This window comes from Pseudonocardia sp. DSM 110487, assembly GCF_019468565.1.
Classification (GTDB): Bacteria; Actinomycetota; Actinomycetes; order Mycobacteriales; family Pseudonocardiaceae; genus Pseudonocardia.
Genome location: NZ_CP080521.1, coordinates 1111702 through 1127505, shown reverse-complemented (window position 1 = coordinate 1127505; position 15804 = coordinate 1111702). Strand labels below are relative to the sequence as shown.

The following is a 15804-nucleotide window of genomic DNA, read 5'->3' as shown; positions in this document are numbered from 1 at the left end:
GTGCCGTCGCCTTCGGTCAGCGGGGGTTGCGCGCCCTCGCCCGCTGCCGGGCACGCAGGTGCGAGTCCAGCTCCACCTTGCGGATCCGCACCGACTCCGGAGTGACCTCGACGCACTCGTCCGTGGCGCAGAACTCGAGGGCCTGCTCCAGGTTGAGCACGGTGGGCGGGGTCAGCTTCACCAGCTCGTCCCCCGTGGACGAGCGCATGTTGGTGAGCTTCTTCTCGCGGGTGATGTTGACCTCGAGGTCCTCGTTGCGCGTGTACTCGCCGATCACCATGCCGCTGTACACCTGGGTGCCCGGTCCGATGAACAGCACGCCGCGGTCGGAGAGCTGGTCGACCGCGTACGCCGTGACCGGACCGGTGCGGTCGGACACCAGCGAGCCGCGCTGACGGGTGCGCAGCTCGCCCACCCATGGGCTGTAGCCGTCGAAGACGTGGCTCGCGATGCCCGCACCGCGCGTGATCGTCAGGAACTCGGTGCGGAAGCCGATCAGGCCGCGCGCGGGCACCCGGTAGTCCATCCGCACGCGGGTGTCGCCGTGCACCATCTGCCCCAGCTCGCCCTTGCGCCCGGCGACCAGCTGCGTGACGGCGCCGAGGTGCTCGGTCGGCACGTCCACCGAAAGCTGCTCGAACGGCTCGTGCAGCTTGCCGTCGATCGTGCGCGTGACGACCTCCGGCTTGCCGACCGTGAGCTCGAAGCCCTCGCGGCGCATGGTCTCGACGAGCACGGCGAGTGCGAGCTCGCCGCGGCCCTGCACCTCCCATGCGTCGGGACGCTCGGTGGGCAGCACGCGCAGGCTCACGTTGCCGACGAGCTCGGCGTCGAGGCGGCCTTTCACCTGACGCGCGGTGAGCTTGGTGCCTGGGTGCTCACCGCGCCCGACGAGCGGAGAGGTGTTGATCCCGATCGTGACCGCGATCGCAGGCTCGTCGACGTGGATGCGCGGCAGCGGCACCGGCTGCTCGGGGTCGGCGAGGGTGTCGCCGATCATGACGTCGGCGATACCGGCCACGGCGACGAGGTCGCCTGCGCTCGCCGACTCCGCCGACACCCGCTCGAGCGCCTCCGTCCGCAGCAGCTCCGTGATCTTGACTCGGGTGATGGACCCGTCAGCCTGGCACCACGCGACCTGCTGACCCCGGCGGAGCACCCCCGCCCGGATGCGGCACAGCGCGATGCGGCCGAGGAAGCTGGTGGCGTCGAGGTTGGTGACATGAGCCTGCAGCGGCGCGTCCGGGTCGTCTGCCGGCGGCGGCACGTGCTCGATGATCGTGTCGAACAGGGCCTCGAGGCCGGGGTCGGCGGGCAGCTCACCGTCGGCGGGGCGGGTGCGCGAAGCGCGCCCCGCCCGGCCGCTGGCGTAGACGACCGGGAGGTCGAGCAGCTGCCCGGCGGTGGACTCGTCCAACTCCAGCTCGTCGCCCAGTTCGAGGAGCAGCTCGAGGCTCTCGTCGACGACCTCGGCGCAGCGCGCGTCCGGCCGGTCGGTCTTGTTGACCACCAGGACGACCGGGAGTCCCGCGGCGAGGGTCTTGCGCAGCACGAAACGGGTTTGCGGCAGCGGGCCCTCGCTCGCGTCCACGAGCAGCACGACGCCGTCGACCATCGACAGGCCGCGCTCGACCTCGCCGCCGAAGTCGGCGTGGCCCGGCGTGTCGACGACGTTCAGCGTCATGCCGTGCCAGTCGATCGCCGTGTGCTTGGCGAGGATCGTGATGCCCTTCTCACGCTCCAGGTCGCCGGAGTCCATGACCCGGTCGACCACGGCTGTGCGCTCACCGAACGCGCCGGAGGCGCGCAACATGGCGTCGACGAGGGTGGTCTTGCCGTGGTCGACATGGGCGACGATGGCGACGTTGCGCAGCCGGCCGCCCGGTTCGCGGGACGCGCCGGACCGCTGCGCGGGGGCCGCGAGGGTGGATGCTGCTGTGCTCACACTTCACGGTAGCCCGACTCGGCGCCACACTTGCCGCAGGAGTGAGGACAGCCTCACCTCCGCACCCCGGTGGGGGGCCCTATACGCGCCTCGAGGTGGTGGAGATCACGCCTGCGCCGGCCCGCGGCCGCCGAAAGGAGCGCCTTGCCGGCGAGCGTGGGGTTGCGACGGTACGCGGCGAGTACCTCGGCCCAGCCGATCTCCCGCAGGGTGCGGTGGAGCAGGAGTTCACCCGCAGGCCCGCCGAGCTCCGCGGCGGCCTCCAGCACGGTCAGCCCGAGTGCGGTGACGGGCACGCCGCGGTGCTCTGCCCGATCGGCCGCGTCGAGCTGCCGGCTCCACACGACGACGCCCGGCCGCGCCCGCCTGCGCGCCGGCGCAGTCAGGCCGAGCGTGCGCGGCGCCTCGGGCAGCAGCCCGTGCCACCACGCGGCCCCCGCACCCGAGAGCACCGCGCCATCGCCGGCCCACAGGACGGCGGCCCATACCCGCGCCTCGTCACCCGGCTCGTACCCGGAGACCGAGTACACCCGCGGATGAAGCGGCCGCCACCGCCGCGTCCGCACCAGCCGGTCCACGACCGCCGCGCCGAGGCCTGCGTGGATCGCCTGCTTGCGGGAGATCACGCCCGCCTGGCGGGCGAGGAGGAGCTCCAGAACCATGCCGGCACGGACGGGATCGATCATGGTCTGGTTCCGTCCCGTTCACAGATGCGAACGACGACGGCGCGCACCCCGTGTCGGCCGACGCGACAGGTGTCGCCCGGCGCGCGCGGTCGCTGGGTGGCGTGGGGCGAGAAGGGTTGCGCCGGCGGAAGCGGGGTGCATGGTGTGTCCGTGGCAGGCGGCCGGTCTCGCGGGCCTCCGGTGGCGCCGCGCAGTGTGCGGGGCCGCCCCTCACGACTCAAGGGCGCTGCGCGTCGCTTCGCGATCGCTGCGCGACCCTTGACCCGCGAGCCTCTGCGACCCCTGGGGCATGCAACGCGGGCAGGCCAGAGGCCTGCCCCTCAGGGCGCGCGGCGCCACCGGAGGCGGATCCACGGCCATGATCGAGGCTTCGGCGCGGAAACGGGCAAAAACGACCCAGGAACGCGCCGAACTGCTGATCAAGTCGCCATTCCGGGGCCAATGCGGCGATCAAGGCGAGATGGTCGCTAGATGATCTTCGATCGCTACCATCAGCCCTTGATCACTGCTCTGACCTGCCGGTATCGGGTGAACCGGCCTGTGGCCGGAGCCGTCGCGCACCCGGTCTCCGGTCACGCACCGGTTGTCGGCCGACGCCACCCGTCGACGGGTCGCGTGGGCGGAATCGGTGTGCGCGGGCCTCGCTCAGCGGGCCTCGGTGTCGCCAGGGGTAGCCGACGTCCCCTTCCGGAGGAGGGCCACGAGGTCGGCGGCCACCGCGCGGTCGGCGGGCACCCAGTCGACACCGGGGACGTCGGCCGCGTCCACCCAGCGCAGGGCCGCGTGCTCCAGCGGCTTCGGCTCGGGGCTGCCGGGGGCCAGTTCCGCGGTGTGCACGCGCAGCAGCACGTCGGTGAGCGGCAGGTCGGTGCCGAGCCGTCCGGTCACGCGGACCTCGGCGCCCAGCTCCTCCCGCAGCTCGCGCACCACCGCGTCGACCTCGGTCTCTCCCCGCTCCACGCGGCCGCCCGGCAGCTCCCAGCGCCCGGCGAGCTCGGGAGGCCGGGTGCGCTGGGCGGCGAGCACGGCACCGTCGCGCAGCAGGGCGGTGGCGACGACGACCGGCCGGCCCGCGACCTCTGCCACCCGCTCGACCAGCGCTTCCGTACGCGCGGCCAGCAGCCGCAGCACGAGCCTGCGTCCGAGTACCACGTCGCCGACGCGGCCGAGCGGGCCGAGCGGCGACGTCCAACCGACCTCGTCGAGCAGGAGCGTGCCCGCCGCGGTCTCGGTCAGCGTGGTGCGGTGGCTCAACGCGCGCAGCGGCCCGGCCACCAGCACGGACTCGAGTCCGGCAGGCGACACCGCCGTGATCCGGGTGCGCAGCGGCACCCGGACGCCGGGCGCCACGCGCACCCCGAACCGGACGGTCTCGCCGAGACACACCAGCCGGCCTGCCGCCGCGAACCGGTGGCCGCAGCGGCGCATCGCCTCCGCCGACACCTCGGCGTCGCGCAGCAGGCCTGCGACGGTGCGCCGCGGGGCGTCAATCAGCACGGTCGACCGCAGTACGGGCACCTCCCGATCGTGTCAGCGTCCGCTGAACGATCACTGTTGGGGCGCGAATCCCGCTCACGACCAGGTGAAATAGCCGTGGGACTGGCGACCGCGGCGGCATGCCGCTCGTACCGTGATCGACATGGCTCCAGCCGAGCAGCCGCCGATCGCCACCCCTGCGTTCGCCGTCGTACGCCGTGGTTACGACCCGGACCAGGTCGCGTATCACCTCAGCCGCGTCGACGCCGAGACCACGATCCTCGCCGCCGACCGCGCCGCTGCCGCCGAGCAGGCCGCCCAGCTCGGTCAGCAGCTCGCGTCCTGCCGCAAGGAGCTGGACGCCGCGAACGCCGAGATCGAGCGGTTGCGCGGGGAGCTGCGGGTGCTGGCCGGGCCGCCGGACACCATCGACAGCATGAACGAGCGGCTGCAGGTGATGCTGCGCATGGCCAAACAGGAGTTCAGCGGCCTGCGCGCCGACGCGTCCGCCCAGGCAGCCGCACACGCCGCGGAGATCATCGCCTCCGTCGGTTCCGAGGCGGGCGGCCCCGAGGGCTTCGGCTTCGACGAGGCGGAGCTGCGCGGCCCCCGTGACGAGGAGGAACTCGAGCGGATGCGCCGCGAGGCCGCCGTGGAGCGCACCCGCCTCGACGACGAGGCCGCGGCCCGGCGCGCCACGGCCGACGAGGAGTTCCGCCAGGTCCTCGCGCTGCGCTGCCGCGAGGCGATGGCACAGCTCGCGAAGCTGCAGACCGAGGCGATGCGCAGCGCCCGTCGCGTGATGGACGAGGCCGACGAGCAGGCCCGCACGGTCCTCTCGGATGCGAAGGAAGCGGTGCGGCAGACCGTCGAGGACGCCCAGCGCGAGGTCGACGACCTCCAGGAGCTGCGGCTCCACCTCGCCGCGCAGCTCGACACGAGCCGTCAGCTGCTCGACAGGGCCATCCCCGAGGGACGGGCGGCGGGCAACGGTGACGCGGGCTCCGCGAACGGGTCCGACCAGCGGACGGCACCTGCCGTCCAGCAGCCGCCCGCCCAGCATCCTGTGATGGCGGTCGACCAGATGCCGCCCAGCTCGGGACCGGTGCCCGTCGAACCCGCGGCACCAGTCTCCCCCGACGCGGCCATCACCGAGTCCGGCGGGCAGCACCGGGCCGAGCAGCCGCTCGCCCCGCCGTCGCTTCCCGCGCTCGCGGTGCCGCCCGGCTGGCCGGTCCAGCCCGGTTCGTTCCCGGCGCCCCAGATGGGCGCGGCGGAGCCGATGCCGGGCGCCGTGCTCGAGCAGACCCAGTCCGGGCTGGCCGAACTCGGACTCGTCCCGACCGACGGGCCCCGCGCACAGCCGATGCGGATCCCGCCTCGCGACCCGGAGGCCTCGGACGTGCCTGGCCCGTCCCGCATCCCGGCCGAGGAGCAGGACCAGCAGGTGGCACCCCCGCGCCGCTACCCCTGACACACCCGGCCGGTGGTCGAGCAGGGCCGGCGCCCCAGCACTCCCGGTGGTCGAGTAGGGCCGGCGCCCCAGCGCCGGCCCGTATCGAGACCACCGGACGCGGCGTGGCGGACTCAGCGTGGTGTGTCGGGCCCGCTGCTACTCGTCCGGCTGTTCAGCGTGGGCCAGCGCACCTCGATGCGTCCGCCGCCGGTCGGCGTGGCACCGGCCGAGACGACGCCACCGCGGCCGTGCACGAGGGCGGTGACGAGCGCCAGCCCCAGCCCCGCCCCGCCGCCACCCTCCGGCGAGAGCCGCACGAACCGGTCGAAGATCCGCTCGCGATCGGCGGCCGGGATGCCCGGCCCGTCGTCCTCGACGAGCAGCCGGACCACCCGGCCCGCAGGCAGGATGCTGATCCGCACCAGCGACCGGGCATAGCGCCGCGCGTTGGACACGAGGTTGTCCAGCACCAGTGCGACCTCCGACGGGCTCGCCCCGACCTCGGCCGGGGTGGGCGCCACGAGCTGCAGCACCGGATCGTCGATGCGGCCGCAGCCGGGCCCGCCACCGGCGCGGGCGATGGCGGCCTGCGCGGCGGCCACGAGGTCCACCGGCTGGGGAGGCGGGCGCTGCCCGGCGTCGGCACGGGCGAGGGCGAGCAGGTCGGAGAGCAACGTGGTGAGCCGGGTGGCCTCGTCGACGACCGCGCGCAGCGTCTCGTCCGTCAGGTCGGGATCGGGGTGGGCGACGGCCACCTCCGCCTGCGCCCGGATCGCCGCCACCGGGGAGCGCAGCTCGTGGGCTGCGTCGCCGGTGAACCGCTCGAGCCGGGCCACCGCCTCGTCGCGCCGGGCGAGCAGGGCGTTGAACTCCTCGGCGAGCGCGCGCAGCTCGTCCTGGGCACCCGGCACCGGCAGGCGTTCCCCCGGCGGGAGTGCCGCGGCGGCCAGGCGCATCCGGTCGACGGGACGCAGGGCGGCCCGGGTGGCGGCCCACGCCGCGAGCGCGACCACGGCGGCGACGACCAGCGCACCGACGACGAAGCCGACGGCCGCGTTCGCCAGCAGGATCGCCCCGCCCACGAGGTCCGACGTCACGACGACGAGCCGCGGCGAGCCGTCCGGCATCACGGCGGGCACGGCGAGCCAGCGGCGTAGCTCACGGAAGTCACCGACGACGAACGCGTCGCCCGCCGCGAGCGCGCGGATCTGGTCGAGCCGCAACGGCAGTGCGGGGCCACCGTCGACGGGCACCCCGGACGTGTCGACGACACGCAGCTCGAACCGGCGGACCTGACCGGGAGGTGTCCCGGCCGCCAGCTGCTCGGCCACGGCCCGTGCGTCGGTGCGCAGCTCTGCGTCGGCCGCGCCGAGCATCGTCTCGTACAGCATGCTGACGCCGAGCCGGCTCAGCGCGAGCATGCCGACCAGCGCGACGCACCCGACCACGAGCGTGATCCGCAGCCGCAGCGGCCGGGCCGACCACCACTGCCGGAGCTTCACGGTGACTCGACGATGTACCCGTAGCCGCGGACGGTCTTGAGCACGTGGCCCGCGCCCACCCCGTCGAGCTTGCGCCGCACGTAGCCGACGTAGACCTCGACGACGTTGCGGCTGGCGGCCTGCTCGTCGCCCCACACGAGGCGCAGGAGCTCGTCCTTGGCGACCGCGGTGTCCGGCCGGCTGGCGAGCGCGTGCAGCAGCGCGAACTCGCGGGGCGAGAGCTCCACGACGTCGCCGTGCCAGCTCACGGAGCGCGCTGCCGGGTCGACGAGCAGCGGCCCGAGCCGGACGCGCTGACCGGTGCGGCCGAGCGCCGCGTCCCGGCGGCGGAGCATGGCCCGCAGCTGCGCCACCAGCACGACGAACGCGAACGGCTTGACGAGGTAGCCGTCGGCGCCCAGGTCGAGCCCGTCGGCCTGGTCGAACTCGCCGTCCTTCGCCGAGAGCAGCAGCACCGGCGTGTCCACCCCGGCGGCCCGCAGCTGCTCGAGCACCCGGTATCCGGAGAGCCCCGGGAGGATGATGTCGAGCACGACGGCGTCGAAGCTCCCCGTGAGGGCGGCCTGCAACCCCGAGTGGCCGTCGCCAACCGCGACGACCTCCATTCCCTCGGCCGTCAGGCCGCGCGCGACCGCCGTCCGGATGCCCGGCTCGTCGTCGACCACAAGCACGCGCGCCACTCGGCGGACGCTACCCGTAGCTCTATCCGCACACCTCAGAACACTCTCAGCGCGCGTCCGTCACGCTATGCCCCATGGCCACCGCGCGCAGCAACAGGTTGGGACGCACGGCCGCCGCCGGCATCGCGGTGGCGGGCGCGGTGGGGCTGGGCCTGCTGGCGGTTCCGGCGGGTGCGGGCGCGCAGCCCGCGCTCCCGCCCGTCGACCCTGAGGAGCTGGTCCGGTCGGTGTTGGCGCGTGATCCGCAGCCGCTCGCGGGCGCCATCGAGCTGGAGAACGGGCTCGGGCTGCCGGCGTTGCCCGGCCTGCCGCAGGCGGCGAACGGCACGAGCGCGGGGCGCATCTGGTCGGACGGCGATCGCCGCGGCCGCGCCCAGCTTCCCACCGAGACGGGTGAACGCACGCTCGTGTCGGACGGCGAGACGTTCTGGTCGTGGAACTCGGAGGACCGCACCGTGCGGCGGATCCCCCAGGGTGAGCACGAGCGCGACGCGGCGAACGCCGACCCGGGCGCCATGGCGGCCGAGGCACTCGCCAGGCTGCGGCCCACGAGCGTCACCAGCGTGGACGGCACGTCGGAGGTCGCGGGCCGCCCGGCCTACGACCTGGTCCTCGCGCCTGCCTCGTCGGAGCGCACGCTCCTGCGGGAGGTCCGGGTGGCCGTCGACGCCGAGCACCGGATGCCGCTGCGGCTCACCGTGCTCGCCACGGGATCAGCCGATCCCGCACTGCAGATCGGGTTCACCGATATCTCGTTCGGCCCCCAGGATCCGGAGCTGTTCCGGTTCACGCCTCCGCCAGGGGCCACCGTGGAGGACGCTCGGCGGCCCGAAGGGCACGCCGAACCGGCGATGGTGGGAGACGGCTGGGACACTGTCCTCGTGGCCGCCGCCCCGGGACCGGACGCCGAGCACCCCGAACGCCTCCCCGATCTCGCCGAGCTGGGCCGGCCGATCAACGGACCATGGGGCAGCGGGAGGCTGATCACGAGCGCCGTGGCGAGCGTGATCGTCACCGACGACGGCCGGATCGCCGCCGGAGCCGTGCCCGAGCAGGTGCTCACCGAGGCGCTGGCCCGGTGACGGCCATGCCATCTGTGGACGCGGCGCCCGCTCCGGCGGGCGCCGCTCCCGTAGCGGCGATCGCCGCGCGGGCGATCGGGTTGCGCAAGGAGTTCGGCCGCACCGTCGCGGTGGACGGCATCGACCTCGACGTCCCCGCGGGCTCCGTGCTCGGGATGCTCGGCCCGAACGGTTCCGGCAAGACCACGCTGATCCGGATGCTGCTGGGCCTCACCCGGCCCACCTCGGGCTCGGCCGAACTACTCGGGCAGCCGGTGCCCGACGGCATCGACCGCGCGCTCCCCCACGTCGGCGCGCTCGTCGAGGGCCCCGGCTTCCACCCGTTCATGAGCGGGCGGGAGAACCTGCGCCGGGTGGCGACCATGGAGCCGCTGCTCGGCCGGCGCGAGATCGCGGGCGCGGTTGACGTGGCACTGAAGCGCGTCGGGCTGTCCGACGCCGCCGACCGCCGTTACCGGGGCTACTCGCTCGGCATGAAGCAGCGTCTTGGCCTCGCGGCGGTGCTGCTGCTGCCGCGCAGGCTGGTCGTGCTCGACGAGCCGACCAACGGGCTCGACCCGGCAGGCACCCGCGACGTGCGGCGGATCATCGCCGAGCTGCACGCCGCGGGCACCACCGTCATCGTGTCCTCGCACCTGCTCGCCGAGGTCGAGGCCACCTGCACGCACGTCGCCGTCCTCCAGGCGGGCTCGCTCGTCGCGGCGGGCGAGCTTCGCACCCTGCTCGCGGCGGGGACCACCGGGCTCGTCATCGCCACCCCTGACATCGACATGGCGCTGCGCACGCTGCGCGGCGCGGGCGCCACGGCCTACCGGGCCGAGCGCACCAGCTCGGAGGAGCAGGCCGTTGTCGTGGGCGACGACGGCCCGCCGGCACCCGAGCTGATCGCGCTGCTCGTGCGCGCGGGCGTCGCCGTGCACGAGGCCCGCCGCAGCCGCACCAACCTGGAAGAGCTCTTCGCCCGACTCACCGAGGAGCCGTCATGACCGAGCCCGCGAGGTCGCCATTGAGCACAGCACGGCCCGGCATGGCGCCGACGAGCGCCGGCGAGGAGTCCCCGTGACGGCCACCGCCACGCTCCCGAGCGTCGACACGCCGCGCGGCGTCTCGGTGGGCCGGCTGCTCGGCGCGGAGGTGGGCTGGGTGCTGCGCCGCCCCAGGACGCTCGTGATGCTCGGCGTGTTCGCACTCGTCCCCGTGCTGATCTCGATCGGGGTGGCGGTGGCCGACGGCACCGGTCAAGGCCTGATCGGCGCCGTCACGGGCAACGGGCTGATGCTGCCGGTCGTCGCGATCACGGTGTCCCTCGCGCTGCTGCTGCCGCTGGCCGTCGCGATGGTGGCGGCGGACGCGATCGCGGGCGAGGCCGCGCAGGGCACCCTGCGCGGGCTCCTGCTCGCACCGGTCGGGCGGCTGCGGCTGGTGGGCATGAAGGCGTTCGGCGTGCTCGTGGTCGCGACCCTCGCCGTGCTGGCGCTCGCGGTGGTGGGCGTCGTCGCGGGGATGGTGGTCGTTGGCCGCCCCGAGGGCCAGCTCGTCACGCTCTCGGGCACCACCCTCGGTCTGAGCGACGCGCTCGGGCGGATCGCGCTGGTCGTGGCCTGGACGATCGGCCAGCTGGCCGCGGTCGGCGCGGTGGCACTCGCCGTCTCGGCGCTCACCGAGCACCCGTCGGTGGTGATCGCCTCGGTACTCGGCGGGTTGATCGTGTTCGGGGTGCTGTCCGCCATTCCCGCGCTGGAGTGGCTGCAGCCCTACCTGCTCACCACCGGCTGGACCGCGAGCGCCGACGTACTTCGCGACCCGATGCCCACCGACGGGCTGCTGTCGAGCACCCTGCGCGCCGTCTGCTACCTGGCGGTGGGGGCGGGCCTCACCGTGTTCCGGATGCTCCGCCGCGACGCCTAGCGCAAGATGGCGTCATGCCCAGGTTGCTGGAAGACGCCGAGATCGCGGCCGCTCTCGGGGACCTCCCCGGCTGGCAGCGCGAGGACGAAGCCCTCGTGCGCACAGCGGAGCTGCCGTCGTTCCCCGTGGCGATCGCGGTGGTGGACCGGGTCGCCGCGACCGCGGAGGAGCGCGACCACCACCCCGACATCGACATCCGTTGGCGCACGCTCACGTTCCGCTGCTCCACCCACTCGGCGGGCGGTGTCACCGAGCTGGACGTAGCGTTGGCCGCGACGATCTCGCAGGAGATCGACGCGGCCAACGCCTGAGGTTCAGTCGGCCGCGAGCGCGGGCTCGCGACGGGCGCCTGCCCGCAGCGAGAGCATCAGCCCGACGACCACCAGGCCCAGCGCCGCGCCCACCCCCGGGAGGGCGAGCACCCCGACGGTGCCGATCACGGCGCCGCCGAGCACCCCGGCGAGGCCCATGCCGAGGTAGATCGCCGAGGCGTTGAGCGACAGGACCATGCCGCCTGCCGGGGCCAGCTCCAGAAGCAGACTCTGCACCGGCGGGTTGAACGACCAGGTGAACACGCTCCACACGAAAAGGGCCACCGCCGCGCCCACCGCGGTCGTCGCCGTCAGCGGCAGCGTGGCGATCATGATGACGAAGCCGGCGATCGTGGCGAAGAGCGTCGGGACGCTGCCGAAGCGGTCGGTGGCCCGGCCGCCCCACGCGTTGCCGACGATCGCGCCGAGCCCGTAGGCGAGCAGCAGCCCGCCGATCGTCGAGCCGGCGAGCCCGGTGGTGACGGTCAGCAGCGGCACGACGTAGATGTAGACACTCATCGTGGCGACGACGCCGAGCACGGTGATCGCCAGCAGCGTGAGCACGCGGCGGTCGGCCGCCACGGCGAACCGCTCGCGCAGCGCGACGGCGGGTGAGCCTGCCATCAACGGCAACTGCGGGCGCACGGCCAGCGCCGTGACCAGGCTGACGGCCGCGACCACTGCGAACACGCCGCGGTAGCCGACGCTCCCGGCGAGCAGAGATCCGATCGGCACCCCGAGCGCGAGCGCGACGGTCAGCCCGCCGAAGACGATGGCGACGGCCCGGCCCCGTTCGGCCGGCGGGCGCAGCGCCGTGGCGAAGAGGGTGGCCGCCGGCGTGTACGCGGCCGCCCCGAGCGCCGCGATGATGCGCCCGCCGAGCAGCAGCGGGTAGGTCGTGGCGACCGCGGAGATCGCGTTGCCCAGCGCCGCGACGAGCAGCGCGGCCAGCAGCAGCCGCCTGCGCTCCCAGCGCGCGGTCACCGTGGCGAGAAACGGGGCGCTCACCGCGTAGGCGAGCGCGAATGCGGTGGTCAGCTGTCCGGCGGCGGTGACGGAGACGTCCAGCTCGGCGCTGACCGCGGGCAGCACGCCCGAGACCACGTAGGCGCTCGTGCCGACCGCGAACGCGCCGGCGGCGAGCAGGTAGGTGCGTGCGGACATCGATGGGCCTTCCCCAACGGGAACAAGTACGACGGTCACCGTACTACGACGGTGGTCGAACTTCGATACCCGTCGTACTATTGACGCCATGCCCACCGTCGAGCGGCAGGCCGAGCTCCCGCAGCCGGCCCGCGAGGAGATCCGGATCGAGCAGGTACTGGCCGCGCTCGGCGATCCGGTCCGCCTGTTGTACGTGCGGGAGCTCGCGAAGACCCCGATGGGGGGCGTGGCGTGCGGCATGATCCCGCTACCGGTCACCAAGTCGACGCGCACCCACCACCTCCGGATCCTGCGCGAGGCCGGGGTGATCAGCATGCGCGCCGAGGGCACCCGCCGGATCGCCTGCCTGCGCCGCGACGACCTGGACGCGCTCTACCCGGGTCTGCTGGACGGCATCCTCGGGGCACCCCACTAGCGGCCGTTTAGGGGAGTGCGAATCCGGGTAGTCGACCCGCCTCCACTATCTCCTCGACGGGACGAGGTGGTCGTGATGGGGCTGGTAGGCGGCCTGACCGGATTGGTATCGGGGCTGCTCGGCACCGTGGTCGGACTGGTCTCCGGCGTGCTGCGCGGGGTACTGGCGCTTGTCCTGTCCCTGCTGGCTACGGTCCTGCTGATCGTCGCGGCGGTGCTCTGCGTGACCGTCCTCCTGCTGCCGCTGGGAATCCCGCTCGGCGCGATCGCCCTCGGGATGTACGGCCAGGCGGCGCGCCTTCTGATGCCCGGCAGCACCAAGCTCGAGCAGAGCATCCACCGGGGTGAGGTCGCGCTGCGCGACCGAAGCAGCCGACTGCGGAAACGGCTGCCCGTCTAGAACCTCCGGTTCGCGAGCACAGGGACCGCGGCGCGGGCACGTTCGACCGCGTCGAGATCGAGGTCCGCGACCAGCAGGCCCGGTTCGGCGCCCAACTGCTCGACCACGCCTCCCAGCGGCCCGGCAACGGCGCTCGCTCCGATGCCGGTGGGCGCGTTGCCCGCCTCCCGGCCCACGCTGGTGGGGTCGGCCTGGTCGCACGCGGCCACGAAGGCAGTGCTGTCCAGGGCCCTGGCCCGCACCAGCAGGTCCCACTGCTCACGCTTGCCCGGCCCAGCGCCCCACGACGCCGGCACCACGACGACGGTGGCCCCGCTGCCGGCAAGGGTCTGGAACAGCCCGGGGAACCGCAGGTCGTAGCAGGTTGCGAGCCCGACGGTGACGCCGCCGACGACCGTGGTCACCGGCTTGGTGCCGGCCGCGACCGTGCGCGACTCGGCGAACCCGAACGCGTCGAAGAGGTGGATCTTGTCGTAGCTCGCCTCGACACCCCCGCCGGTGGCGAGCAGCGTGTTGTACACGCGCCCGTCGGCGGCCGGCGTGAACATCCCGACGACGACGGTGAGCCCCGCGCCGGTGGCGATCTCGCGCACCTGCTGCGCCCACGGGCCGGAGAGCGGCTCGGCGATCGGGCCGAGCGGATGGCCGAAGGCGCACATGGTGGCCTCGGGGAAGACGACGATGTCAGCTTCGGCTGCCGCGGCCCGCTGCGCCCCGTCGGCGACGAGATCGAGGTTCTCGGCCGGGTCGGCCGTTGCGGCTATCTGAGCGAGGGCGATCCGCACGAAACCTCCAGTTAATGTATACCTGTTGCATGCAGCAGGTCTCCGGCCGTGAGCGCGCGTACCGCCACCTGCGGGAGACGGTGCTGGTCGATCCTGCGGTGCAAGGAACCTTCCTCAACGAGGTCGACCTCGCCCAGGACATCGGCGTGTCCCGCACCCCCGTGCGGGAGGCACTGCTCCTGCTCGTCGCCGAAGGCCTGGTCGAGATGGTGCCCAAGCGGGGAGCCTACGTCCCCCCGCTGTCCGGTCGGCAGATCCGCGAGCTGATGGAGCTGCGAACGCTGCTCGAACAGCATGCGGCGTCCGTGACGCTCGCGCAGCACTCGGTCCCACTCGAGACCATGCGGGCCGCGCTCGCCGAGCAGGAGCACCTGCTGACCGCCGAGCCGTGCGACGCGCACGAGTTCATCGAGTGGGACCGCCGGTTCCACCAGTCGCTCGTCGACGCGGCCGGCAACGAGCTCATCGCCCGCACCTACGCAGGCCTGCGGACGCGGCAGGTCCGGGTCGGGGTCGCCGCGCTCTTCCGGGCCATGGACCGACAGCGGGCGGTCTGCGCGGAGCACGGCCGCATCGTCGACGCGCTGGAGTCCGGCGACGAGGCGGCCGCGCACGCGGCGATCTCCGAGCACCTGCGGATCACGCAGCAGCTGTTCCTCCAAGCGTGACGAGATATGTTTCGTCCTCCGCCGGGTCGGGTTCGCGGCCCAGCGCCAGCCCGCCCAGCGTGAGAAGCGACGCCACGAGCACGTAGAGCGCCACCGGCACCCACGTGCCCCACGCGCTCAGCAGCGCCGTGAACGCCAGCGGGGCGACCGCGCCGCCGAACACGCCCGCGATCGTGTAGGCGAGCGAGCTGCCCGTGTAGCGCAGGCGAGGGCTGAACTGCTCGGTGATGAAGGCGGCCTGCGGCCCGTACATGAACGAGTGCAGCGCGAGCCCCACCACGACACCGACGATCAGGACCAGCGTCGATCCGCTCCCGATCGCCGGGAAGAACACGAACGGCCAGATCGCGGCGCCCGCGGCCGCGGCGCCGTACACCGCGCGCCGGTTCACGCGATCGGACACGGCCCCCGCCAGTGGGATCAGGCCGAGCTGGCACGCCGACCCGATGAGGATCGCGGCGAGCACCTGGCCGCGCGTCATGCCGACCACCGTGGTGGCGTACGTGATCACGAAGACCGTGAACAGCGCGTAGGTGACGTCCGGGCCGATCCGGCTGAGCACGCCTGCGAGCAGGCCGCGGCCCTGCGTGCGGAACACGTCACCGATCGGTGCTGCCGGCTGCTCGCCGCGCTCCTTGATGGCGCGGAAGACCGGCGTGTCCTCCAGCCGCAGCCGGATCCAGAGCCCGAACGCCACCAGCACCGCCGACAGCAGGAACGCGAGGCGCCAGCCCCATCCGAGGAACGCCTCGTCCGTCAGCACCGCGGACAGCAGCGCAAGCACCCCGTTGGAGAGCAGGTTGCCCGCGGGCGGGCCGACCTGGGCCGCCGACGACCAGAACCCCCGCTTGCGCGGGTCACCGAACTCGCTGGACAGCAGCACCGCGCCGCCCCACTCACCGCCGACGCCGACGCCCTGCGCGAACCGCAGAAGCACCAGGATGATCGGGGCGGCCACGCCGATCGTGCCGTAGGTCGGCAGGAGGCCGATCAGGAAGGTCGCGACCCCGATCAGCAGCAACGTCACGACGAGCACCTGCTTGCGCCCGATGACGTCGCCGAGGCGCCCGAACACGAACCCACCCAGCGGGCGCGAGACGTAGCCGACGGCGTAGGTCGAGAAGGCGAGCAGGGTGCCGGTCAGCGGGTCGGAGCCGGGGAAGAACAGCTGCGGGAAGACCAACGCGGCGGCCGCGGAGTAGACCGCGAAGTCGTACCACTCGAGCGACGTGCCGGTGAGGCTCGCGGTGAAGGCTTTGACCAGCGAGCGCCGGTCGATCTCCGGGGGCATGCGCTCCTCCTGTCAGGTGGAGGATCGCGTCATACT

Annotated in this window: 16 protein-coding genes; 8 read left to right on the top strand and 8 right to left on the bottom strand. The window is 73.6% G+C overall.

What is annotated here, in order from left to right:
• Positions 1–16: 16 nt before the first annotated feature.
• From typA to K1T35_RS49615, 3 genes are all read right to left on the bottom strand, one after another.
• On the bottom strand, positions 17–1945 hold the full coding sequence (typA, locus tag K1T35_RS05335; protein WP_220259065.1) for a translational GTPase TypA: 1929 nt from the start codon (positions 1943–1945) through the stop codon (positions 17–19).
• A 53-nt stretch (positions 1946–1998) separates the two neighbouring features.
• Complete coding sequence (locus tag K1T35_RS05330) at positions 1999–2631, bottom strand: hypothetical protein (protein ID WP_220259064.1); 633 nt, start codon at positions 2629–2631, stop codon at positions 1999–2001.
• Between the two features lie 645 nt (positions 2632–3276).
• Positions 3277–4149, bottom strand: a complete 873-nt coding sequence (locus K1T35_RS49615; protein WP_304940845.1) for an NUDIX domain-containing protein — start codon at positions 4147–4149, stop codon at positions 3277–3279.
• Positions 4150–4270: 121 nt separating this feature from the next.
• Here K1T35_RS49615 and K1T35_RS05320 point away from each other — a divergent pair, with 121 nt between their 5' ends.
• The gene (locus tag K1T35_RS05320) at positions 4271–5581 is read left to right on the top strand and encodes a hypothetical protein (protein ID WP_220259063.1); all 1311 of its coding nucleotides are present in this window, start codon (positions 4271–4273) and stop codon (positions 5579–5581) included.
• Between the two features lie 113 nt (positions 5582–5694).
• On the opposite strand, the gene K1T35_RS05315 is transcribed toward K1T35_RS05320, so the two are convergent.
• Both K1T35_RS05315 and K1T35_RS05310 read right to left on the bottom strand, forming a co-directional pair.
• On the bottom strand, positions 5695–7065 hold the full coding sequence (locus tag K1T35_RS05315; protein ID WP_255621601.1) for a HAMP domain-containing sensor histidine kinase: 1371 nt from the start codon (positions 7063–7065) through the stop codon (positions 5695–5697).
• Positions 7062–7736, bottom strand: a complete 675-nt coding sequence (locus tag K1T35_RS05310) for a response regulator transcription factor (protein WP_220262403.1) — start codon at positions 7734–7736, stop codon at positions 7062–7064. The genes K1T35_RS05315 and K1T35_RS05310 overlap by 4 nt, the downstream gene beginning before the upstream one ends.
• Before the next feature lie 83 nt (positions 7737–7819).
• Here K1T35_RS05310 and K1T35_RS05305 point away from each other — a divergent pair, with 83 nt between their 5' ends.
• The 4 genes from K1T35_RS05305 to K1T35_RS05290 all read left to right on the top strand — a co-directional run bounded on the left by K1T35_RS05305 (position 7820) and on the right by K1T35_RS05290 (position 11046).
• A complete protein-coding gene (locus tag K1T35_RS05305; RefSeq protein ID WP_220259062.1) occupies positions 7820–8827 on the top strand; it encodes an outer membrane lipoprotein carrier protein LolA in 1008 nt (335 codons plus the stop codon).
• 5 nt (positions 8828–8832) lie between these two features.
• Entirely contained in the window at positions 8833–9813 is a 981-nt protein-coding gene (locus K1T35_RS05300) for an ABC transporter ATP-binding protein (RefSeq protein ID WP_220259061.1), read from the top strand.
• 73 nt (positions 9814–9886) lie between these two features.
• Positions 9887–10735: an ABC transporter permease subunit gene (locus tag K1T35_RS05295; protein WP_255621600.1), complete on the top strand. Its 849-nt coding sequence runs from the start codon at positions 9887–9889 to the stop codon at positions 10733–10735.
• Positions 10736–10749: 14 nt separating this feature from the next.
• Entirely contained in the window at positions 10750–11046 is a 297-nt protein-coding gene (locus K1T35_RS05290) for a 4a-hydroxytetrahydrobiopterin dehydratase (protein ID WP_220259060.1), read from the top strand.
• A gap of 3 nt (positions 11047–11049) precedes the next feature.
• On the opposite strand, the gene K1T35_RS05285 is transcribed toward K1T35_RS05290, so the two are convergent.
• Positions 11050–12210 carry an MFS transporter gene (locus K1T35_RS05285; protein ID WP_220259059.1) on the bottom strand — a complete coding sequence of 387 codons (1161 nt, stop codon included), beginning with the start codon at positions 12208–12210 and terminating at the stop codon, positions 11050–11052.
• A gap of 88 nt (positions 12211–12298) precedes the next feature.
• On the opposite strand from K1T35_RS05285, the gene K1T35_RS05280 reads away from it, so the two are divergent.
• Complete coding sequence (locus tag K1T35_RS05280; RefSeq protein WP_220259058.1) at positions 12299–12625, top strand: helix-turn-helix transcriptional regulator; 327 nt, start codon at positions 12299–12301, stop codon at positions 12623–12625.
• A gap of 75 nt (positions 12626–12700) precedes the next feature.
• Positions 12701–13024 (top strand): hypothetical protein, encoded by a 324-nt coding sequence (locus K1T35_RS05275; RefSeq protein WP_220259057.1) that lies wholly within the window; start codon positions 12701–12703, stop codon positions 13022–13024.
• Here K1T35_RS05275 and K1T35_RS05270 read toward each other — a convergent pair.
• The gene (locus K1T35_RS05270; protein ID WP_220259056.1) at positions 13021–13809 is read right to left on the bottom strand and encodes a carbon-nitrogen hydrolase family protein; all 789 of its coding nucleotides are present in this window, start codon (positions 13807–13809) and stop codon (positions 13021–13023) included. The two genes, K1T35_RS05275 and K1T35_RS05270, sit on opposite strands and share 4 nt — an antisense overlap.
• Positions 13810–13838: 29 nt before the next feature.
• On the opposite strand from K1T35_RS05270, the gene K1T35_RS05265 reads away from it, so the two are divergent.
• Positions 13839–14477 carry a GntR family transcriptional regulator gene (locus K1T35_RS05265; protein ID WP_220259055.1) on the top strand — a complete coding sequence of 213 codons (639 nt, stop codon included), beginning with the start codon at positions 13839–13841 and terminating at the stop codon, positions 14475–14477.
• On the opposite strand, the gene K1T35_RS05260 is transcribed toward K1T35_RS05265, so the two are convergent.
• Positions 14449–15768 (bottom strand): MFS transporter, encoded by a 1320-nt coding sequence (locus K1T35_RS05260; RefSeq protein WP_220259054.1) that lies wholly within the window; start codon positions 15766–15768, stop codon positions 14449–14451. The two genes, K1T35_RS05265 and K1T35_RS05260, sit on opposite strands and share 29 nt — an antisense overlap.
• Between the last annotated feature and the right edge of the window lie 36 nt (positions 15769–15804).